The 20,349-nt window shown below is 73.5% G+C and carries 20 protein-coding genes and 1 riboswitch; of the genes, 7 read left to right on the top strand and 13 right to left on the bottom strand.

The window, feature by feature from the left end; genetic code table 11:
• Window positions 1-4: 4 nt before the first annotated feature.
• The 3 genes from RV983_RS15050 to trpS form a co-directional block, all read right to left on the bottom strand.
• A complete protein-coding gene (locus RV983_RS15050) occupies window positions 5-1,426 on the bottom strand; it encodes a pyridoxal phosphate-dependent decarboxylase family protein (protein ID WP_475986305.1) in 1,422 nt (473 codons plus the stop codon).
• Between the two features lie 150 nt (window positions 1,427-1,576).
• Window positions 1,577-2,179 carry a 2'-5' RNA ligase family protein gene (locus RV983_RS15055; protein WP_475986306.1) on the bottom strand — a complete coding sequence of 201 codons (603 nt, stop codon included), beginning with the start codon at window positions 2,177-2,179 and terminating at the stop codon, window positions 1,577-1,579.
• Between the two features lie 215 nt (window positions 2,180-2,394).
• Window positions 2,395-3,408, bottom strand: coding sequence for a tryptophan--tRNA ligase (trpS, locus tag RV983_RS15060; protein ID WP_319658601.1), 1,014 nt, complete (start codon window positions 3,406-3,408; stop codon window positions 2,395-2,397).
• 141 nt (window positions 3,409-3,549) lie between these two features.
• On the opposite strand from trpS, the gene RV983_RS15065 reads away from it, so the two are divergent.
• The 3 genes from RV983_RS15065 (at window position 3,550) to RV983_RS15075 (ending at window position 6,020) form a co-directional block, all read left to right on the top strand.
• Window positions 3,550-4,101: an RNA polymerase sigma factor gene (locus RV983_RS15065; protein ID WP_475986307.1), complete on the top strand. Its 552-nt coding sequence runs from the start codon at window positions 3,550-3,552 to the stop codon at window positions 4,099-4,101.
• Complete coding sequence (locus tag RV983_RS15070) at window positions 4,098-4,856, top strand: hypothetical protein (RefSeq protein ID WP_475986308.1); 759 nt, start codon at window positions 4,098-4,100, stop codon at window positions 4,854-4,856. Before RV983_RS15065 ends, RV983_RS15070 begins: the two co-directional genes overlap by 4 nt.
• 465 nt (window positions 4,857-5,321) lie before the next feature.
• On the top strand, window positions 5,322-6,020 hold the full coding sequence (locus tag RV983_RS15075) for a hypothetical protein (RefSeq protein WP_475986309.1): 699 nt from the start codon (window positions 5,322-5,324) through the stop codon (window positions 6,018-6,020).
• Between the two features lie 13 nt (window positions 6,021-6,033).
• Here the strand turns inward: RV983_RS15075 and RV983_RS15080 are convergent, their stop codons facing one another.
• On the bottom strand, window positions 6,034-7,476 hold the full coding sequence (locus RV983_RS15080) for a glycine hydroxymethyltransferase (protein ID WP_475986310.1): 1,443 nt from the start codon (window positions 7,474-7,476) through the stop codon (window positions 6,034-6,036).
• A 26-nt stretch (window positions 7,477-7,502) separates the two neighbouring features.
• A riboswitch (ZMP/ZTP riboswitch) is annotated at window positions 7,503-7,589 on the bottom strand.
• Window positions 7,590-7,739: 150 nt separating this feature from the next.
• Here RV983_RS15080 and rocD point away from each other — a divergent pair.
• Both rocD and RV983_RS15090 read left to right on the top strand, forming a co-directional pair.
• On the top strand, window positions 7,740-8,945 hold the full coding sequence (rocD, locus tag RV983_RS15085; protein ID WP_475986311.1) for an ornithine--oxo-acid transaminase: 1,206 nt from the start codon (window positions 7,740-7,742) through the stop codon (window positions 8,943-8,945).
• 263 nt (window positions 8,946-9,208) lie between these two features.
• The gene (locus RV983_RS15090) at window positions 9,209-9,382 is read left to right on the top strand and encodes a hypothetical protein (protein WP_475986312.1); all 174 of its coding nucleotides are present in this window, start codon (window positions 9,209-9,211) and stop codon (window positions 9,380-9,382) included.
• 318 nt (window positions 9,383-9,700) lie between these two features.
• On the opposite strand, the gene RV983_RS15095 is transcribed toward RV983_RS15090, so the two are convergent.
• The 7 genes from RV983_RS15095 to RV983_RS15125 form a co-directional block, all read right to left on the bottom strand.
• Window positions 9,701-10,690 carry a malate dehydrogenase gene (locus RV983_RS15095; RefSeq protein WP_475986313.1) on the bottom strand — a complete coding sequence of 330 codons (990 nt, stop codon included), beginning with the start codon at window positions 10,688-10,690 and terminating at the stop codon, window positions 9,701-9,703.
• A gap of 332 nt (window positions 10,691-11,022) precedes the next feature.
• Window positions 11,023-11,910 (bottom strand): helix-turn-helix domain-containing protein, encoded by an 888-nt coding sequence (locus tag RV983_RS15100; RefSeq protein WP_475986314.1) that lies wholly within the window; start codon window positions 11,908-11,910, stop codon window positions 11,023-11,025.
• 124 nt (window positions 11,911-12,034) lie between these two features.
• Window positions 12,035-12,922 carry a helix-turn-helix domain-containing protein gene (locus tag RV983_RS15105; protein WP_475986315.1) on the bottom strand — a complete coding sequence of 296 codons (888 nt, stop codon included), beginning with the start codon at window positions 12,920-12,922 and terminating at the stop codon, window positions 12,035-12,037.
• Between the two features lie 94 nt (window positions 12,923-13,016).
• On the bottom strand, window positions 13,017-13,691 hold the full coding sequence (locus RV983_RS15110) for a response regulator (protein WP_475986316.1): 675 nt from the start codon (window positions 13,689-13,691) through the stop codon (window positions 13,017-13,019).
• Window positions 13,688-14,896, bottom strand: coding sequence for a sensor histidine kinase (locus tag RV983_RS15115; RefSeq protein ID WP_475986317.1), 1,209 nt, complete (start codon window positions 14,894-14,896; stop codon window positions 13,688-13,690). Before RV983_RS15115 ends, RV983_RS15110 begins: the two co-directional genes overlap by 4 nt.
• A gap of 233 nt (window positions 14,897-15,129) precedes the next feature.
• Window positions 15,130-15,651: a DUF3017 domain-containing protein gene (locus RV983_RS15120; protein WP_475986318.1), complete on the bottom strand. Its 522-nt coding sequence runs from the start codon at window positions 15,649-15,651 to the stop codon at window positions 15,130-15,132.
• Window positions 15,648-16,502 (bottom strand): bifunctional methylenetetrahydrofolate dehydrogenase/methenyltetrahydrofolate cyclohydrolase, encoded by an 855-nt coding sequence (locus RV983_RS15125; protein ID WP_475986319.1) that lies wholly within the window; start codon window positions 16,500-16,502, stop codon window positions 15,648-15,650. The genes RV983_RS15120 and RV983_RS15125 overlap by 4 nt, the downstream gene beginning before the upstream one ends.
• A gap of 102 nt (window positions 16,503-16,604) precedes the next feature.
• Here RV983_RS15125 and RV983_RS15130 point away from each other — a divergent pair, with 102 nt between their 5' ends.
• Both RV983_RS15130 and RV983_RS15135 read left to right on the top strand, forming a co-directional pair.
• Window positions 16,605-17,315 carry an RDD family protein gene (locus RV983_RS15130; RefSeq protein ID WP_475986320.1) on the top strand — a complete coding sequence of 237 codons (711 nt, stop codon included), beginning with the start codon at window positions 16,605-16,607 and terminating at the stop codon, window positions 17,313-17,315.
• A gap of 97 nt (window positions 17,316-17,412) precedes the next feature.
• Window positions 17,413-18,036: a hypothetical protein gene (locus tag RV983_RS15135; protein WP_475986321.1), complete on the top strand. Its 624-nt coding sequence runs from the start codon at window positions 17,413-17,415 to the stop codon at window positions 18,034-18,036.
• A gap of 79 nt (window positions 18,037-18,115) precedes the next feature.
• On the opposite strand, the gene purH is transcribed toward RV983_RS15135, so the two are convergent.
• Together purH and purN are read right to left on the bottom strand one after the other, a co-directional pair.
• Complete coding sequence (gene purH / locus RV983_RS15140; RefSeq protein ID WP_475986322.1) at window positions 18,116-19,669, bottom strand: bifunctional phosphoribosylaminoimidazolecarboxamide formyltransferase/IMP cyclohydrolase; 1,554 nt, start codon at window positions 19,667-19,669, stop codon at window positions 18,116-18,118.
• On the bottom strand, window positions 19,666-20,280 hold the full coding sequence (purN, locus tag RV983_RS15145) for a phosphoribosylglycinamide formyltransferase (protein WP_475986323.1): 615 nt from the start codon (window positions 20,278-20,280) through the stop codon (window positions 19,666-19,668). The genes purH and purN overlap by 4 nt, the downstream gene beginning before the upstream one ends.
• Window positions 20,281-20,349: the final 69 nt, after the last annotated feature.

Here is a 20,349-nt window from a genome sequence, read left to right on the forward strand (position 1 = left end):
CACTCTAGGTGGCGGGCGCCGTGGCGGCGATGACCGCCTCGAAGACGCGGTCCGTGTCGGCCTCGGACGTCCGCCAGTTGCTGAAGGCGGCGCGCAGGGCCGGCACCCCGGCGTGGACCGTCGGGGTGAGGAAGGCCTCGCCGGAGGCGGCGACGGCGCGGGCCGCGGCGGAGACGCGCTCCCGCAGGTCCTCCGGCGGGGCGTCCCCCGCGAAGGTGAAGCAGACCACGTTGAGCCGGACGGGGGCGAGCAGCCGCAGGTGCGCGGTATTGGCGACGCGGTCCCCGAGGCGGCGGGCGAGGGCGATGTTGCGTTCGACGATGTCGCGGTGGCCGTCCCGGCCGTAGGCGGTGAGCGAGAACCAGGCGGCCAGGGCCCGCAGGCGGCGGGAGTTCTCGGGCGTCAGGTGCAGGAAGTCGGGGTCGGGCAGGGCCGGAAGACCCAGGTAGGGCGAGGCGTTGTGGAACACCCGCATCTGGAGGTCCTGGCGGCGGGTGAACTGCACGGCGGCGTCATAGGGGACGTTGAGCCATTTGTGGAGGTCGACGCAGACGGAATCGGCGGCGTCCAGCCCGGCCGTGAGGTGGGCGTGGCGGGGCGACAGCGCGGCGAAGCCGCCGAAGGCCGCGTCGACGTGCAGCCAGAAATCGTGACGTCCCTTCAGGGCCGCGACGGCGCGCAGGTCGTCGAAGTCGACGGTGTCGACCGTACCGGCGTTGGCGACGACGATCGCGGGCCCGCCGTCCAGCGCGTCCAGCGCCTCCGCCAGCCGGTCGACGTCCACCGCCTCGCGGCCGGGCAGCAGCGGGACACGGGTCAGGCAGGCCCGGCCGAGGCCGAGGACCGACAGGGCCTTCTCGGTGCTGGAGTGCGGGGCGCCGGACAGCACCGTCACGGGGCCCAGCGCCGCGACGCCGTCCCGGGACACCGACACGCCCCGCCGCTCGCCGAGCCATTCGCGGGCGACGGCCAGACCCACGGTGTTGGAGACCGTCGCGCCGGTGACGAACGCCCCGCTGTGCGCGGCGCCCAGGCCGAACAGCTCACGCAGCCAGGTCAGGGTCTCGCGCTCCAGGGCGGCGGCCGAGGAGCCCGTGCCCGACGCGGCGTTCTGGTCGTACGTGGCGGTCAGCCAGTCCCCCGCGACGGCGGCGGGAGTGGCGCCGCCCGTGACGAAGCCCAGGTAGCGCGGTCCCGCGCTGCCCGAGAATCCCGGTGCCCAGCGCCGCGCGAAGCGCTCCAGCGCGCCGTCGGCCCCCACCCCGGCGTGCGGCAGCGGCTCCGGCGCGGGGGCCGGGCCGGGGCCGGGGCCGGGGCCAGCGACCGGGCGTTCGTCGACGGAGGCCAGTTCACGGGCGGCGAACTCCGTGACGGAGCGCAGGAGATCGGGGAAGCGGTCGCGGTCCGCGGCGAGGAAGGAGTCCATGGCGGCAGCGTAGGCACGGCACGGGCGACGGGTCCGGGGCCACGGGCGAAGAAGTGGCCCGCCCGGCGTCACACGGGAGGCGGCGGAGCCTCGGGGGGACCGGCGTCGTCCGCCGGTTCCGGCCGGCCCGCGGCGGCCGGCCCGGTGTGCTCACGCGGGTTGCGTACCCCGTGCGGGAGCCGTACCGAGTGGTTCGCAGGCCCCCGGCTGCTGGGGGAGCAGGGGGTGGGGGGCGGCGGCCCCGAAGGCGTAGTCGCGCAGGGGGCGCCAGACGCCCTCGTCGTCCTGCTCGTACAGGGACAAGCAGCTCGCGGTCCACGCCGCGGTGAAGTCGGCGAGCTCCATCTGCGCCCGGTCCAGCGCCTCGTCCGGGATGCCGTGGCCGATGGTGACGTGCGGGTGGTACGGGAACTGCAGCTCGCGGCGGATCGGGCCGGAACGCACCCGCTCCTGGAGCTCGGCGCAGTCCAGGCCGCCCTGGGCGAGCTCGACGAAGACCACCGGGGTCAGCGGCCGGAAGCTGGCCGTGCCCTCCAGGCGCATCGGAAAGGGGTGGCAGGCTGCCGCGACCTCGCCCAGATACTCGCGGAAGGCCGGGAGGACGGCGGCGTCCACCTCGGTCGGCGGAAGAAGTGTGACGTGGGTGGGGATGCAGTAGGCCAGTGGGTCGCCGAAGTCGGCGCGGCACTGCTGCAGCAGGCTGCCGTAAGGCTCCGGGACCGCGATGGACACGCCGATCATGCGGTTTCCCACGAGTTCACCCCTTTCCCGGTCGTACCCCGGTCGTCGCCCCGTCGGTTCCCGCCCGCTCCCGTCCGGTCCCAGGCGGGCCGGAGGCATCGTACGCACGGTGTGCGACGCAGCGCCTCCGCAGCAAGTGTGACGCGCTCGCACCCCGGGGCGCGAGCGTCGTCCGTCACATTCACGCGGGACCAAAGGCCCGCGCCGGGAGCGCCGGAATGCCCCGTTCAGTGCTTGGCGGGCAGGAAGCCGACCCGGTCGTAGGCGTTCGCCAGGGTCTCGGCGGCCACGGCACGGGCCTTCTCCGCGCCCTTGGCCAGCACGGAGTCCAGGCTCTCCGGGTCGCCTAGGTACTCCTGCGTGCGCTCGCGGAACGGGGTGACCCACTCCACGAAGACCTCCGCGAGCTCGGTCTTCAGCGCGCCGTAGCCCTTGCCCTCGTAGCGCTGCTCCAGTTCGGGGATCGCGGTCCCGGTGAGGGTGGAGTAGATGGTCAGCAGGTTGCTGATGCCCGGCTTCTCCTGCTCGTCGAAGCGGATCACGGTGTCGGTGTCGGTGACCGCGCTCCTGATCTTCTTCGCCGAGGCCTTCGGTTCGTCCAGGAGGTTGATGAGGCCCTTCGGGGACGCCGCCGACTTGCTCATCTTCGCCTGCGGATCCTGCAGGTCGTAGATCTTGGCCGTCTCCTTGACGATGTACGGGGCCGGAATGGTGAAGGTGTCGCCGAAGCGGCCGTTGAAGCGCTCGGCGAGGTCCCGGGTGAGCTCGATGTGCTGGCGCTGGTCCTCGCCGACGGGGACGGCGTTCGCCTGGTACAGCAGGATGTCCGCGACCTGGAGGATCGGGTACGTGAACAGGCCCACGGTCGAGCGGTCGGCGCCCTGCTTGGCGGACTTGTCCTTGAACTGCGTCATGCGCGACGCCTCGCCGAAGCCGGTGAGGCAGTTGAACACCCAGCCGAGCTGCGCGTGTTCGGGGACGTGACTCTGGACGAAGAGCGTGCAGCGCTCCGGGTCGAGGCCGGCGGCGAGCAGCTGGGCGGCGGCCAGCCGGGTGTTGGCACGCAGCTCCGCAGGGTCCTGCGGCACGGTGATCGCGTGCAGGTCGACGACCATGTAAAAGGCGTCGTGCGACTCCTGGAGGGCCACCCACTGGCGGACCGCGCCCAGGTAGTTGCCCAGGTGGAACGAGCCTGCGGTGGGCTGGATACCGGAGAGCACACGGGGACGATCGAGAGCCATGCCTCTCATTCTCTCAGGTCCACGGGGATTGTCCGCCCGCAACGGGAACCGGGCCGGGGGGAGCGGTGTAGAAGGGGTGACGGGGTCGCACGGGGGCGGCCGGGGGAGCGAAAGGGGGCCGCCACGGAGGGGGAGGCGGCGGTGATCGCACGCGTACGCGCCGGGGACCGTGAGGCGTACGCGGAGCTGGTGCGCGTCCACGCGGACGTCGCCCACCGCACGGCGGTGCTGCTCGGGGCCGGTGCCGACGCGGAGGACGTGGTGCAGAACTCGTTCGTCAAGGCGTACCGCGCCCTCGGCGGCTTCCGGGAGGACGCCGCCTTCCGGCCGTGGCTGCTGCGCATCGTCGCCAACGAGGCGCGGAACGCGGCACGGGCCGCCCGCCGGCTGCGCTCGGCCGTCGAGCGCAACGCCGCCATGGAAGCCGTGCCCGGGCCGGACCAGGACCCGGAGACGCTTGTGGTGACCCGGGAACGGCACGCGGCACTGCTGACCGCGGTCGGCGGCCTGAGCGAGCCGCACCGGCTGGTGGTCACCTGCCGCTATCTGCTCGACCTCGACGAGGAGGAGACGGCCGCGGTGCTGGGCTGGCCGCGCGGCACCGTCAAGTCACGGCTGCACCGCGCCCTGGCGAGGCTGCGGACCGGCCTCGGCGAACCGCTGCTGGCCGCACGGGACGGGGGGCTGCGATGACCGACCGGCTCCCGGAGGAACTGCGCGAGGCGGGGCGGCGGCTGGACATCCCGGCGCCGTCGCCGGACTCGGTGGCCGAGCAGGTGCTGGCCCGGCTGCTCGCCGAGGCCGTAGCGGTACCGGTGCCCGAGACCGGCCGGGGACGCGTGCGGCGCGCGCGGATCCGGGTCGCGGCGCGGTGGCGGGCGCTGGCGGCGGTGCTGTGCGGGGTGCTGGTCGTGCTGGTGCTCACCCCGCCGGTGCGTGCCGCGGTCTCGGACTGGTTCGGCTTCGGCGGCGTCGCCGTGCGCCACGACCCCTCGGCGACCCCGGGCGCGGGAAGCCCGCCACCGGTGCGTGGACACGCGCCGCTGGACGGGGCGTTCGTCCCGGCGGCGCTGGGCGAGCCGGACGGGGTCGCGGTCACCGACGGCGGGCGGGTGCTGTCGATGAGCTGGCGGCGCGACGGCCGCACGGTCCGGCTCGACCAGTTCCGGGCCTCGATCGACATGGTCTTCCTCAAGACGACCGGCTCGGCGGCCGAATGGGTAGAGGTCGACGGCGATCTCGCGGTGTGGTTCGCCGAACCGCACTACGTCCGGCTCGTGGACCCGGACGGACGGACGCGCAGCGAACCGCCCCGGGCGGCCGGGCCCACCCTGCTCTGGCAGCGCGGTGAGCTGACGCTCCGTCTGGAGGGCGTGCCCGACCGGGCACGCGCGCTGGCGATCGCGCAGTCGGCCCGGCTCCAGGAGTCCCCCGGCCCGCCCGCCTGACCGCCGGGCCCGCGGCGCGGCGCGGCAAGACGGCACCCGGCAGCCTCGGACCGGTCCCGGATACCGCGCACGACCGGGTCGACGGGCAGGACGGCGGCGCGGACGCCGATCGCGCCGACGGCGAACGCCTCCCGGGCCGGCGCGCCGGCGGGCATCTCGTGGGCGGGGTTACGCAGCCGGCGACGGGCCGGGGGCCTCGATCCTCGCCGGGATCGCCGCTCCTCCCTCCGAGGACCCGCCGGACGCGCCGTCATCGGGGCTGCCCGGTCCCTTCCGCGAACGGCAGCACCCGTGGCCGGCGGCGGTCCTCGGCGGGGCGGGCGCCCACAGCCCCGGCGTCGTCCTCGGCGGTCCGGCGACGCGGCGCCCGCGCCAATCCCCGGTCCCCGGTCCCCGGTCCCGGAACGGGAACCCGGTGGGGCCGGGCGGTGTAACAGGAGCAGGACCGAGCGAGAGGGGGACCGCATGCGGATCAGAAGGTTCGTCACCTGGGCGGGAGTCACGGGCACAGCACTCGCCGCCGTGCTCGTCGGCGCGGGACCGGCCACGGCCGGGGGGCCGACCAGCGTGATGCTGGTCGCGCCGGAGAGCGGCAAGGCCGCGGCGATCTACACGTCGTCCCCGGACTACGGGACGTTGGACACGTCCATCGGGCCGGTGGCCGGGGTCTCCGATCCGCCCGCGCAGGCGGATGTGGAGGGCTCGGGCCGGCGCACGATCACCGTCACCTGGCTGATCCACGACGTCTCGGTGTGGCGCGTCGACTTCGTCTACCTGGACGCCGCCGGGGGCCCGTGGATCCACAGCCGCCGGGCGGGGGATACGGGACTGCCGGAGCGGGGGGTGTGGCACCACGCCGCCCAGCCGAAGATCCTCGAGGCGCTGCTGGACCGCATGGGGCTGCTGAGCCCGGACAAGGGTCTCGGCGTCAGCGCCCCCGACTACCCGCTCGGTTCGGAGGAGGTCCCCGCGGTCCCCTCCCCCGCCCCCACCGCCGCAGCCGCGCCCGCGGCGGCGGACGGTCCCACCGACTGGTGGCTGTCCCTCCCCGGGCTGGGCGCCGGCCTCGCCCTCGGCTGCGCCGGCACCCTGCTCGCCTCACGCCTGATATCCCGCCGGACGCCCCGCGATCCGGGGCCCCGGCAGGAGTTGGTCGACGCGTGAGAACCCGCGCGCGCTAGCTCAGGTCGATACCCGGGTACAGCGGGAAGCCTGCCAGCAGGTCGGCGGCTCGCTGCGCGATCTCGTCGGCGACCTTCGCGTCCAGCACGTGCTGCGCCTTGGACGGCTTGCCGGCCGAGGTGACGCCGGCCTCGGTCGTGGTCAGCACGCGGTCGATGAGACCCGCGATCTCGTCCATCTCGCCCGTGCCGAGGCCGCGGGTGGTGAGGGCCGGAGTGCCGATGCGGATGCCGGAGGTGTACCAGGCCCCGTTCGGGTCCCGGGGGATGGAGTTCCGGTTGGTGACGATGCCGGACTCCAGCAGGGCCGCCTCGGCCTGACGCCCCGTGAGGCCGTAGGAGGACTCGACGTCGATGAGCACGAGGTGGTTGTCGGTGCCGCCGGTGACCAGGGTCGTGCCGCGCCGCAGCAGCCCCTCGGCCAGCGCCTTGGAGTTGTCGACGATGCGCTGTGCGTAGCCGTGGAAGTCGGTGTGCCGGGCCTCGGCCAGCGCCACCGCCTTGGCCGCCATGACGTGCGGCAGCGGGCCGCCGAGCACCATCGGGCAGCCGCGGTCGACCTGTTCGGCCAGCGTGGAGTCGCACAGCACCATGCCGCCGCGCGGGCCGCGCAGCGATTTGTGCGTGGTGGTGGTGACGATGGGGGCGTGGGGCACGGGGTCGAAGTCCCCGGTGAGGACCTTGCCGGCGACCAGACCCGCGAAGTGCGCCATGTCGACCAGCAAGGTGGCGCCGACCTCCTCGGCGATCTCCCGCATGATGCGGAAGTTCACCAGCCGGGGGTAGGCCGAGTAGCCCGCGACGATGATCAGCGGACGGAACTCGCGCGCCGTCCTGCGCAGCGCCTCGTAGTCGAGCAGGCCCGTCGCCGGGTCGGTGCCGTAGCTGCGCTGGTCGAACATCTTGCCGGAGATATTGGGCCGGAACCCGTGCGTGAGGTGGCCGCCGGCGTCCAGCGACATGCCCAGCATGCGCTGGTCGCCGAGCTCGTGGCGCAGCCGCGCCCAGTCCGCCTCGGACAGGTCGTTGACCTGTCGTACGCCGGCCCGCTCCAGCGCCGGCGTCTCCACCCGGGCGGCCAGCACGGCCCAGAAGGCGACGAGGTTGGCGTCGATCCCGGAGTGCGGCTGCACATAGGCGTGCTCGGCGCCGAAGACCGCCCGCGCGTGCTCGGCGGCAATGGCCTCGACGGTGTCGACATTGCGGCACCCGGCGTAGAAGCGGCGCCCGACAGTGCCCTCGGCGTACTTGTCGCTGAACCAGTTGCCCATGGCCAGCAGCACCGCCGGGGAGGCGTAGTTCTCGCTGGCGATGAGCTTGAGCGAGGCCCGCTGGTCCTCGATCTCCTGGCCGATCGCGTCGGCGACGCGCGGCTCGACCCCCCTGATCACGTCAAGGGCACTGCGGAAGGCGGTGGACTCGGTGGGACCACTGGACATGCGGACCTCCTGCGCGGCACGGCATACCGGATGGCCCAGGCGCACGGCACACAGTTCACGGACCGCTCCCCGATGGTCGATCCCATCCCAGCGCGCCAGTCACGGCCCACGGCCAGCGTAGCAACGCAAGGTCGGGACGTCGCCGCAATGTTTCTTCGCATCCCGGGCGAGCGACGATAAGAACAGACGACAAGAACAATGGAAAGGAGCCCCACCGGGCTCCCGCGCCACACCTCCCGACGTACCACGAACGGAGCACTCACGTGTCGACCGCCGCCGAGCACATCGCCGCCACAGAAACGCACAGCGCGCACAACTACCACCCGCTCCCCGTCGTCGTCGCCTCCGCGGACGGCGCGTGGGTGACGGACGTCGAGGGCCGTCGCTACCTCGACATGCTCGCCGGCTACTCGGCGCTCAACTTCGGCCACCGCAACACCCGCCTGATCGAGGCGGCCAAGGCGCAGCTGGACCGGGTGACCCTCACCTCGCGGGCCTTCCACCACGACCGGTTCGCACAGTTCTGCACCGAACTCGCGGACCTGTGCGGCATGGAGATGGTGCTGCCGATGAACACCGGCGCGGAGGCCGTGGAGACCGCGGTCAAGACGGCCCGCAAGTGGGGCTACCGGGTCAAGGGCGTGCCGGACGGCCAGGCGAAGATCATCGTGGCCGCGGGCAACTTCCACGGCCGCACGACCACCGTCATCAGCTTCTCCACCGACCCCGAGGCCCGCGCCGACTTCGGCCCGTACACCCCGGGCTTCGAGATCGTGCCGTACGGCGACCTCGCGGCGCTGGAGGCGGCGATCGACGCCGACACGGTGGCCGTGCTGATGGAGCCCATCCAGGGCGAGGCCGGCGTACTGGTGCCGCCGGCGGGCTACTGGGCGGGGGTGCGGCGGCTGACGTCCGAGCACGGGGTGCTCTTCATCGCCGACGAGATCCAGTCGGGCCTGGGCCGTACGGGCAGGACGTTCGCCTCCGAGCACGAAGGCGTCGTCCCGGACATGTACGTGCTGGGCAAGGCCTTGGGCGGCGGCGTCGTGCCGGTCTCGGCCGTCGTGTCCTCCGCGGAGGTGCTGGGGGTGTACCGCCCGGGCGAGCACGGCTCGACCTTCGGCGGCAACCCGCTCGCGTGCGCCGTGGCGCTGGAGGTCCTCGCGATGCTCCGGACGGGTGAGTACCAGCAGCGGGCCACCGAGCTCGGCGACCATCTGCACCACGAACTCGCCCTGCTGACCGGCAGCGGCACGGTCACGGCGGTGCGCGGCCGCGGCCTGTGGGCGGGGGTCGACATCGCCCCGGGCCACGGCAGCGGCCGCGAGGTCTCCGAGCGCCTGCTGGGACGGGGTGTCCTGGTCAAGGACACCCACGGCTCCACGATCCGGATCGCGCCGCCGCTGGTGATCTCCAAGGAGGACCTGGACTGGGGCCTGGACCAGCTGCGCGGCGTGCTGTCCGCCTGAGGGCGGAGCCCGGAGGGTCAGATATCCCCTCGGGGCGCGGCGCCGGGGACATCCGCGAGGTGATGCCGATGCGGTTCCAGGCGTTGATGGTGATGCACATGGCGATCAGGCGGGGCAGCTCGTCCTCGTCGAAGACCCGGGCGGCCTCGTCGTAGACGTCGTCCGGGACACCGTGCTCGCCGAGGCGGGTCACCGCCTCGGCGAGGGCCAGGGCGGCACGCTCGCGCGCCGTGAAGGGAGGTCTCCCGCCACACGGTGAGCCCGTGCAGCTCGCAGAAGGCACAGCCGTTGACCTGCGAGGCGCGGAGCGGGTGCCGCCGCGGATGACACGGCGCATCGCACGGCGGAGCGCGGAGGCCGTCGCCGCGGCCCGCGACCGAGGGGCCTGGGCCTGGGACTGGGACTGGGCCTGGGACTGGGACTGGGACTGGGACTGAGCCTGGGACTGGGACTGCATAGCCTGGACACTTCGGCGGCCGGGACACCGGCGGGTTGGTCGTCGGCTACGGCACCCCACCCGAACACGCCTTCGCCGGCCCGCTCGACGCGCTGTGCGCGCTGCCGGCCGAGCGGACCCAGGCCGGGTTGCGAACGTAGCGCCGTCCGCCCGGAGGGCGGGTGCCGCCGCGGATGACACGGCGCATCGCACGGCGGAGCGTCCTCGTGGGACTTTCAAAACGGGCCCGAGGCGGGGAACGCGAACGGCCCGCTACCGGGCCCCTCGCGGGGGCCGGCAGCGGGCCGTCGATCACGCGTCAGATCAGGCCGAGCCCACGGACCGCGTCGCGCTCCTCCTCGAGCTCCTTGACGGAGGCGTCGATGCGGGAGCGGGAGAACTCGTTGATGTCCAGGCCCTGGACGATCTCGAACCTGCCGTCCTTCGCGGTGACCGGGAAGGAGGAGATCAGGCCCTCCGGCACACCGTAGGAGCCGTCGGAGACGACACCCGCGGACGTCCAGTCGCCCTCGGCGGTGCCGTTGGTCCAGGTGAAGACGTGGTCGATCGCGGCGTTGGCGGCCGACGCGGCGGAGGACGCGCCACGGGCGGCGATGATGGCCGCACCACGCTTGGCGACGGTCGGGATGAACTCCTCGGCCAGCCACTTCTCGTCGTTGACGGTCTCGGCGGCGTTCTTGCCGGCGACCTCGGCGTGGAAGACGTCCGGGTACTGGGTGGCGGAGTGGTTGCCCCAGATGGTGAGGCGGCGGATCTCGCTCACCGGCACGCCGGTCTTCTTCGACAGCTGCGACATGGCGCGGTTGTGGTCCAGGCGGGTCATCGCGGTGAAGCGGTCGGCCGGGACGTCCGGGGCCGAGGACTGCGCGATGAGCGCGTTGGTGTTGGCCGGGTTGCCGACGACCAGGACGCGGATGTCGTCCGCGGCGTGGGCGTTGATGGCCTTGCCCTGCGGGCCGAAGATGCCGCCGTTGGCCTCCAGGAGGTCACCGCGCTCCATGCCGGCGGTACGCGGGCGGGCGCCGACGAGCAGGCCGACGTTCGCGCCGTCGAAGGCGACGTTCGGGTCGTCGCTGATGTCGATGCCCTGGAGCAGCGGGAACGCGCAGTCGTCCAGCTCCATCGCGGTGCCCTCGGCGGCCTTGAGCGCCGGGGTGATCTCCAGCAGGCGCAGCTTCACCGGGACATCGGGGCCGAGCAGATGGCCCGACGCGATGCGGAACAGCAGCGCGTAGCCGATCTGTCCGGCCGCTCCGGTTACGGTGACGTTGACGGGAGTGCGAGTCATTGCCTTCTCCTGGCCTTCTGCTGCTGGATCCCATGCCGCCCCGGCAGCGTCCCATGCTCCCGGAACGGGGATCTCTCGGCGTCAAGAGACCCACGCCAGGCTATACCCGCGCCGTCCCGGCGGCTGCCACACCCGGTGTGGCCCCGGTCACCGCACCCGCGGGGCGCGCGACCCCGGCAGCCGATCGGGGCGAAGGTGCACCGACCCCGAGGGCCCCGGCGAACCGGCATGAGCGCCACCCTGGCCTGCCCTGTGGGCGCGCACACCTGAGCAGGCCCGCGGCGGGCGTGGCGCAGACGCGAGCAGCCCGGGCACGGCGGCCGGCCGCTTCGTCAGGAACCGCTCTGCGGCGTCGCGCACCCGTGGACACCGGAGGCGAGCGTGACGCAGGCGCGGACGGCGGCCGGGGCGGTGGCGGCGAGCATGGGGGTGTACGCGGCGGCGGTCCCACCGATGCGGGTGCGCTGGGCCGGACCGGTCGCCCCCGCGGGCCCGACGGTGAGGGTGTCGCCCAGGGCGGCGGCGGATATCCGCGCCCACGCGGCCGCGCAGACCTCGCTGTACCGCGTCTCGACATAGGCGCCGCCGATCCAGGCCGAGGCCGTCGTCCGCGCGTGCGCCCCGCCGCACCCCATGCCCTCGGGGTCCTCGCCGGTGCAGGTGGCGCCGGTGCACTTGACCCCGGAGGGGAGTCCGGCGGCACGGGCGGTGCGGGAGGGGTGCGGCGCCCGCGTCTCCCCCGCACGGTCCGTGCCGCCCCCGCCGGTGAGCACGGTCGCGCCGATCACCGCCACCACCACGGCCACCGCGCCCGCGGCGAACAGCACCAGGGCCCGCCGGGACCTGCGCGGGACCGCCGGGCCGGTGGCCGGAGGGGGCCCGAACTCGCCGAGCGCGGCGCGTGCTTCGGCGACCCGGCCGGCCTCCATGGTCACGTCGTGCCGGTTCTCCGCGCGGCTCCAGGACCGTTCCGCGACCTCCCACAAGGTGACGAGGTGCCGCGGGTCCGCGCCGGTCGCCTGCGCGAGCGCGACGACGGCGTACCGGGGCGGCAGGAGGCGGGCGGACAGATACCGCTCCCAGGAACTCCTGCTGTACCCGGTGGCGTCGGCGAGGGCGGCGGCGCTCAGGCCTCCTCGGTCCATCTGCCGCCGCAGTTGCTCGGTGAACTCCCGGACGCGTGGGTCGAGATCGTCCGCCAGCGGTCGCCAACGGGTCATGGTGCGGTCCCCCTGCTTGCCTTGCTGTCGTGCGGGTCGTGCGGGTCGTGCGGGTCGTGCGGGTCGTGCGGGTCGTGCGGGTCGTGCGGGTCGTGCGGGTCGTGCTGCCGGGTGTGCCGCCCCGTCACCCGATGCAGATGCCGAGGACGATCAGCCCCAGGCACAGCCCGTGGCCCGACGTCGGGCTCGGTGCCGCGGAGGAGGGCGTGGGGGTCGGGGCGGGTGGGGCCGTGGTGGCCGGCGGCGCCGTGGTGGCGCCGCTGCCCGGCGCCGTCGTGCCGTGCCCGCCGCCGGAACCGCCCGTGCCGCCGGAACCGCCGGAGTCTCCCGTGCCGTCCGCGTCCCCCGTCGCGGGGGCCTGGCCGCCCGTCGGGCGCTCGCTCACGTCGTCTACCGGCGCCGCGGGCGTCCCGCCGTCCGGGGTGACGGCGCCGGCCCCGGTGCGCGGGCCGCCGGGACGGGCCCGCGTCCCCGCCGGGGTCGCGGAGGTCTTCCCGGGCCGGGTCACCGGGGCACCCGGAGCGGACGCGGAAGGTGCCCCGCCGCCCGCCGCGGCCCCCGTGGGATGCGCCGACAGCGGCGCCTGCGCGCGCGGGGCCCCGTCGGTGGCGATCCCGGCGACGAGCAGCAGCCCGAACGCCCCGGCCAGCATCCCGAAGCCGACCAGCACCGCCCTGCGCCGCCGCCGGGCCGCATGCCGGGGCATGCCCTCGACCGGGGCCAGCGGATCGAGCGGATCGGAGTACGGGAAGCCGGTCATCGTGTCGGTCACCCCGCGGTCGGCCAACTCCCACAGCGCGACCAGCCGTTCGTAGTCCGCGCCGCTCAACTGGCCCAGCACCTCGACCGCGTCGCGCGGCGGCACCCGTACGCCGTTGAGGAACTGCTCCCACGCCTCGGTGCTCTGGGCCGTGCGCGCGGCGAGCGCGGGCACGCTCAGCCCGCTGCGGTCCTTCATCCTGCGCAGGTGCACGGCCAGCCGGCGCGCGGCAGCGTCAAGTGTCTCGGGCAATGGTTCCCATCGCGCCACCACGCACCCCCCGGTTCCGTCAGTCAACCCACGGTAGCGACGCACATACGCTCGACGCTTGAAATCCGGAGAATCCTCATCCTCTTCGCGGGGTCACGAGTCCCGTCTCGTATGCCAGTACGACCGCCTGGGCGCGGCTGCCGAGCCGCAGCTTGGCCATGGTGCGGTTCAGATGGGTCTTCACGGTCGCCTCGCTGATGAAGAGCCGCTCGGCGATCTCGGCGTTGGACAACCCCTTGGCGATCAGCCGCAGCACCTCCACCTCGCGCGCGGTCAGAGCCGCGAGTTCGGCGGGGGGCGGCCGGGCGGGATCCGGCGCGGGGCGGACGGGCGCGTACGCCTCGATGAGCCGCCGGGTGACGCTCGGCGCGAAGAGGGTGTCGCCGCCGGCGACGGCGTGGACGGCGGCGATCAGGCGCTCCGGGCCCGCGTCCTTGAGCAGGAAGCCGGAGGCCCCGGCGCGCAGCGCGGTGTACACGTACTCGTCGAGGTCGAAGGTGGTGAGGATGAGGACGCGCGGCGCCCGCTCGCCGGCCGCTGCCAGGATGCGCTCGGTCGCGGTGACGCCGCTGATGCCGGGCATGCGGATGTCCATCAGGATCACCTCGGGCGCGGTCTCGGCGGCCCGCTCCACGGCCTCCTCGCCGTCACCGGCCTCCCCGACCACCTCGATACCGGGGACCGCACGCAGCAGCCCTACCAGTCCGGCCCGGATCAGGAACTGGTCGTCGACGACGAGCACCGTGGTCATGCGTCCAATGAATCCCCTCGCCGCGCGGTCCCGCGCGCCGATGTGGGGAGCGTGAGGCGGACCTCGAAGCCATCGCCGAGCGGGCCGATGTCCACCGTCCCACCGTAGAGCCTCGCGCGCTCACGCATGCCGATCAAGCCGTGACCGGCTCCCTGGGGGATTGTGTCCGGATCGGAACGACCGGACGCCTCCCGCGTCCCGGCTCCGCCGTCGTCGGTGACGGTGACCTGGAGCTGGTGCGGCTCGTACGCCACCAGGACGCGTGCCCGCGCGTGCGGAGCGTGCTTGAGGACGTTCGTCAGCGCCTCCTGCACCACCCGGTAGGCACACAGCCCCACGCCGGGCGCGACCGGGCGCGCGGTGCCCTCGATCCGCAGTTCCACCGCGAGCCCGGCGCCGCGCACCCGCTCGATCATCTCGCCCATGCGGGACACCGAGGGCATCGGGTCGTAGGAGGGCGAACCGCCCTCGGGCTCCCCCGGGCCGGCGCGCAGCACCTTGAGCATGCGGCGCATCTCCTGCAGCGCCTCGCGCGTGGTGTCGGAGATGGTGTCCAGGGCCTTGCGCGCGCTCTCCGGCTCACTGGCGAAGACGTACGAGGCCATGCCGGCCTGCACCGAGATCACCGACATGTGATGGGCGACGACGTCGTGCAACTCACGGGCGATGCGGGCCTGTTCCTCCGCGACCGCCAGTTTGGCGGCGTCCTTCCGCTCCGAGCGCAGCCGCTCGGTGACCTCCCCGAGCCGGTCCGCGCGCTGCGCCGAGACCCGCGCGGAGTGCCCGAACCAGCACATGACCAGCGGGAACACCACTGCCTGTGCGCCCACCGTGGCCATCGAACCCTGCGCGGCCGTCAGGCCCGCGTACACCCACACCCCGCCGGTCAGTGCCGCGCAGCCCAGCGCGACGCGCACCGGGCGCACGATGGCCACGGCGTACAGCGCCATCAGTGGGGCGAGGCTGTTGACGACCGGCCAGTAGCCCGCCGCCACGAAGACCGCCCAGGCCGCGCAGACGAAGACACTGACGCCCACCGGGAAGCGGCGACGGGCGGCGACGGGCAGGTTGACCAGCGCGGTGAGCGCGTAGCCCGCTGCGTCCAGGCGATGCCGGTCCGGCGGTGGCTGCTCGTGTCCCAGCAGCATGCTGGCCGCCGTGAAAGCCACCGCCAGCGCCACGTCCGCCAGCACCTTGTTCCGCACGCGCGAAGCGTAGACCGGCCGGACGGCACCCGCGTCAGCCCGTCGCCGTACCGCGAAAGTTGTACTCCGCCCGGACAAACCTCCACCCAGGACGGGACGCCCCGGTGGGCGGCCTGCCCGTACCGTCGACGCCGGGGAGCCAGAGGGGGGCGCCCTACGCGACGGTGTCCCGTCCTCCGACGGGGGGAGGACGGGACGCCAAGTGCTGTCGCGGGCCGGTTCGCCCCGTGCGGTCAGCGCACGGAGAAGCGGACGACGTCCTCCAGGAACGGGATCTCCAGCACCGGATGCGGCTGCGCCATCAGCGCCAGCAGCACGATCACGACGCCCAGCACGCCGTAGGTGATCACGTCCGTGAAGCGGCTGCGCACCGCCAGCATGCCGACCGAGGGCAGCGCCCAGCGCATCAGCGCGCCCGCGAGCAGCGCGGCGCCGATCAGCACCATCCCGGGCCGCACCGTGTCGGCGGCGATCAGCACAAGACCGACGGCCACCGCCCCGGCAACCCCGAGGAACGGCCACTGACGGGCCGGCGCGGGCGCGTCGCCCGCCGCGGCCCTGCCGCCGCCCTCGGGGCGGGCAGTGCCCTCCGTGACGGCCTGGAAGCGGCGGCCGACGCCGGGCTGGTCCTGCTGCGGGGCCGGCTCCGCGGTCTTCGCGGCGGCCGCGGCCACCGGGGCGCCCGTCGCCGCGGTCCCGTCGCCGGTGCGGTCGCCGGTGCCGGTGCTGTCGCCCTGGCCTGGGCCGTCGGTCATGAGAACCGGCCCTCCGCGGCCTCGACCACGTTCGCCAGCAGCATCGCCCGGGTCATCGGGCCGACGCCGCCCGGGTTCGGCGAGATCCAGCCGGCGACCTCGGCCACGCCCGGGTGGACGTCGCCGACGATCTTGCCGTTCTCGTCCCGGCTCACGCCGACGTCGAGCACCGCGGCGCCCGGCCGTACGTCCTCGGGCTTGACCAGGTGCGGCACACCCGCGGCGGCCACGATGACGTCGGCCTGGCGCAGCTGCGCGGCCAGGTCCCGCGTGCCGGTGTGGCAGAGGGTGACCGTCGCGTTCTCGGACTTGCGGGTCAGCAGCAGGCCGATCGAGCGGCCGACGGTGACCCCGCGTCCGACCACGGCGACGTGCGCGCCGTTGATCTCCACGCCGTGCCGCCGCAGCAGTTCGACGATGCCGTTCGGTGTGCACGGCAGCGGGCCGCGCTCATTGAGAACCAGGCGGCCCAGGTTGGTGGGGTGCAGTCCGTCCGCGTCCTTGGCGGGGTCCATCAGACCGAGGACGCGGTTGGTGTCGATGCCCTTGGGCAGCGGGAGCTGGACGATGTAACCCGTGCACTGCGGGTCCTCGTTGAGCTCGCGCACGACCGCCTCGATGTCCTCCTGCGTTGCCGTCTCCGGCAGTTCCCGCTGGATGGACGCGATGCCGACCTCGGCGCAGTCGCGGTGCTTGCCGGCGACGTACCAGCGGCTGCCCGGGTCGTCGCCGACCAGCAGGGTGCCGAGCCCCGGCGTGACCCCGCGGGCCGTGAGCGCCTGGACGCGTACGGAGAGTTCTGACTTGATCGCGGCAGCAGTGGCCTTGCCATCGAGAATCTGGGCGCTCATGCCTCCATCTTCTCAGGTCTCCCCCCGGACGCTGGACAGCGGATGACGCCGCCCAGGACGATGTGGGCCGTCCCCACTCGTATCAGCGTGAAAGAAGTCGCCGTGAGCTACCCGCCCGGTCCCGGAAACCCGTACGGTCAGCAGCCCGTTCCGCCGCAGCAGCCCCAGCCGCAGCAGCCCTACGGGTACCCGCAGCAGCCCCCGGCCCAGCCCGGTTACGGCTACCCCCAGCAGCCGCAGCCCCCCTACGGCACGGTCCCGCAGCAGGCCCAGGGGCCGTACGGCTACGGCGGTTACGGCCAGCCGGCAGGACCGGTGGCCGGCATGCCGCCGTTCGCGAGCTGGGGCGCGCGGGTCGGCGCCACGCTGATCGACTTCCTGGTCGCGGGACTGGTCCCGATGATCCTGGTCGGCATCGGCTACGGGCGGTTCATCGCCGTGTTCGTGGACGCGGTCAAGGCCTGCGACGCCAGCGGCAGCGACGCCTGCGACAGCCCGCAGATGCCGGGCGGCGCCCTCGCCCTGATCGGCATCGGCTGCCTGCTGTCGCTGATCGGCGGTCTCTACCTCTGCTACCGCGAGGGCAAGACGGGCCAGACGCCCGGCAAGAGGGCCCTCGGCATCAGCGTGCTGCGCGAGGCCGACGGCCGTCCGCTCGGCTTCGGCATGGCCTTCGTGCGCCGCCTGTGCCACGGACTGGACGGCGCCGCCTGCTACATCGGCTACCTGTGGCCGCTGTGGGACGACAAGAAGCAGACGTTCGCCGACAAGATCCTCAGCTCGGTGGTCGTCAAGACCCCGTCGCCTCGGTGACGTTGGGCGGTAACAGCGGTAACAGCAGTAACCGCAACAACAGCGGTATCAGCAGCAACGCCGGCCCCAAGGCCCCGTCCGCGCGAAGGAATCGCAAGTGAGCCATCCGCCCGGCCCCGGCAATCCCTACAGCGGGCAGCCCGCGCCACCGCAGCAGCCCCAGCAGCCCCAGCAGCAGCCGTACGGCCCGTACGGCCATCCGCAGCAGCCTCCGGCCCAGCCGTACTACGCCCTCCCCCAGCAGCCGCAACAGCACTGGGGCCGGCCGCAGCAGCCCCAGCCGCCGTACGGCTGGGCCGGGCTGCCGGGCGGACCGCAGATGATGCCGTCGTCGGCGAGGACGGCCCGGGCGATGCTCTATGTGCTGGCCGGCATGTGGATCCTCAGCGGCCTGCTGGTCCTGCTGGTCGGCGTCGTGCTGGCGAACGTCGAGGACGACACCGGGCTGGCCAAGAAGTACGGCGGCCTGCTCTGGGTCGCCGGAGTGCTGGCCCTGGCGCTGGCACTGCTGGCGATCGGCGTGGCGGCGAAGTACAGGACGGGCGGCATCGGGGTGCGTACGGGCTCCGTCGCACTGGGCGCGCTGAGCGTGCTCGGCTTCGCGGCAAGCCTGGTCACCGGCGCGCTCCTGATGGTCGTCCCGCTGGTGCCGAGCATTCTGCTGATCGTCTTCGCGTCGAAGGCGGAGACGGCCGCCTGGTTCAGGCGGCCGCAGTACTGAGACCCTCCGCACCGGTTCGCCCCATGCCGAAGGCCCCCGCTGGTGCGGGGGCCTTCGGCACGAAGCCAGGAGTTCCGCCTCAGTGGAAGAAGTGCCGCGTCCCGGTGAGGTACATGGTCACGCCCGCCTGGCGCGCCGCCTCGACCACGGCCTCGTCGCGCACCGAACCGCCCGGCTGCACCACGGCCTTGACGCCTGCGCCGGTCAGCACCTCCAGTCCGTCCGGGAACGGGAAGAAGGCGTCGGACGCCGCGTAGGAGCCGGCCGCCCGCTCCTCACCGGCCCGCTGGACGGCGAGCTTGGCGGAGTCGACACGGTTGACCTGGCCCATGCCGACGCCGACCGTCGCGCCGCCCTTGGCCAGCAGGATGGCGTTGGACTTCACGGCCCGGCAGGCCCGCCACGCGAAGGCGAGGTCGGCCAACTCCCCTTCCGTCAGCGGCTCGCCGGTCGCCAGCGTCCAGGTGGCCGGGTCGTCGCCGGTGGCCTGGAGACGGTCCTTCTCCTGCAGCAGCAGGCCGCCCTCGACCGGGCGGAACTCCGTCACCGCGACGGGCGCCTCGGGGCAGCGCAGCACACGGATGTTCTTCTTGCGGGCCAGGACCTCGACCGCGCCCTCCTCGAAGTCCGGCGCCACGATGACCTCGGTGAAGATGTCCGCGACCTGCTCGGCCATGGCCACGCTCACCGGCCGGTTCACGGCGATGACGCCGCCGAACGCCGACAGCGGGTCGCAGGCGTGCGCCTTGCGGTGCGCCTCGGCGACGTCGTCGCCGACCGCGATGCCGCACGGGTTGGCGTGCTTGATGATCGCCACGCAGGGCGCGTCGTGGTCGTACGCCGCCCGGCGCGCGGCCTCGGTGTCGACGTAGTTGTTGTACGACATCTCCTTGCCGTGCAGCTGCTCGGCGTTGGCGAGGCCGGGACCGCCGTCGGTGTAGAGGGCCGCGGCCTGGTGCGGGTTCTCGCCGTAGCGCAGCACGTTCTTGCGCTCGTAGGTGGCGCCCAGGAAGTCCGGGAAGGGGCTCTCGTCGGCCGGCGCGTACGAGTCGGCGAACCAGCTCGCGACCGCGACGTCGTACGCGGCGGTGTGCTGGAAGGCCTCGCCGGCGAGGCGCTTGCGGGTGGCGAGGTCGAACCCGCCCTCCCGGACGGCGGCGAGCACGTCCGCGTAGCGCTCGGGGCTGGTCACGACCGCCACGGACGGGTGGTTCTTGGCGGCGGCGCGCACCATCGACGGGCCGCCGATGTCGATCTGCTCGACGCACTCGTCGTCCGAGGCGCCGGACGCGACGGTCTCGCGGAAGGGGTAGAGATTGACCACGACCAGGTCGAAGGGCTCGACGCCCAGCTCCTCCAGCTGCCGGCGGTGGTCCTCGAGACGCAGGTCGGCGAGGATGCCCGCGTGCACCTTCGGATGCAGGGTCTTCACCCGGCCGTCCAGGCACTCGGGGAAGCCGGTCAGCTCCTCCACCTTCGTCACCGGAACCCCGGCGGCGGCGATCCGCCCGGCCGTCGAGCCGGTGGAGACCAGCTGGACGCCCGCCTCGTGCAGGCCGCGGGCCAGCTCCTCCAGACCGGTCTTGTCGTAGACGCTGACCAGCGCGCGCCGGATCTCCCGCTTGGTACTCACGGCAACAGAACCTTTCGTCCCTCAATGCGATAGCCGTCGCGGGACAACCGCCCCACGACGTCGACGAGCAGCCTTCGCTCGACTTCCTTGATGCGCTCGTGGAGAGCTTCCTCCGTGTCGTCCTCCCGCACCTCGACCACGCCCTGGGCGATGATCGGGCCGGTGTCGACGCCGTCGTCGACGAAGTGGACGGTGCAGCCGGTGACCTTCGCGCCGTAGGCGAGGGCGTCGCGCACCCCGTGCGCGCCCGGGAAACTCGGCAGCAGCGCCGGATGCGTGTTGACGACGCGGCCACCGAAGCGGGCCAGGAACTCCTTGCCCACGATCTTCATGAAACCGGCCGAGACGACCAGGTCGGGCTCGTACGCCGCGACGGCCTCGGCCAGCGCCGCGTCCCATGCGCCGCGGTCGCCGTGGTCCTTCACCCGGCACACGAACGTCGGTACCCCGGCGCGCTCCGCGCGCTCCAGTCCCGCGATGCCGGAGCGGTCCGCGCCCACGGCGACGACATGCGCCCCCGCGTCCAGCAGTGCCTGAAGGTTCGTGCCCGAACCTGAGACGAGCACGACGAGTCGGGCGGGGCGGGAAAGGGGCGGGAAGACTGCGGCCACTGCGGGTCAACTCTCGGGTCCGGCGTTTTGGAGGATCGTACGACTCGAAGATCCCCCCCATTCCGGGGA

Source organism: Streptomyces sp. RLA123 (assembly GCF_056270165.1).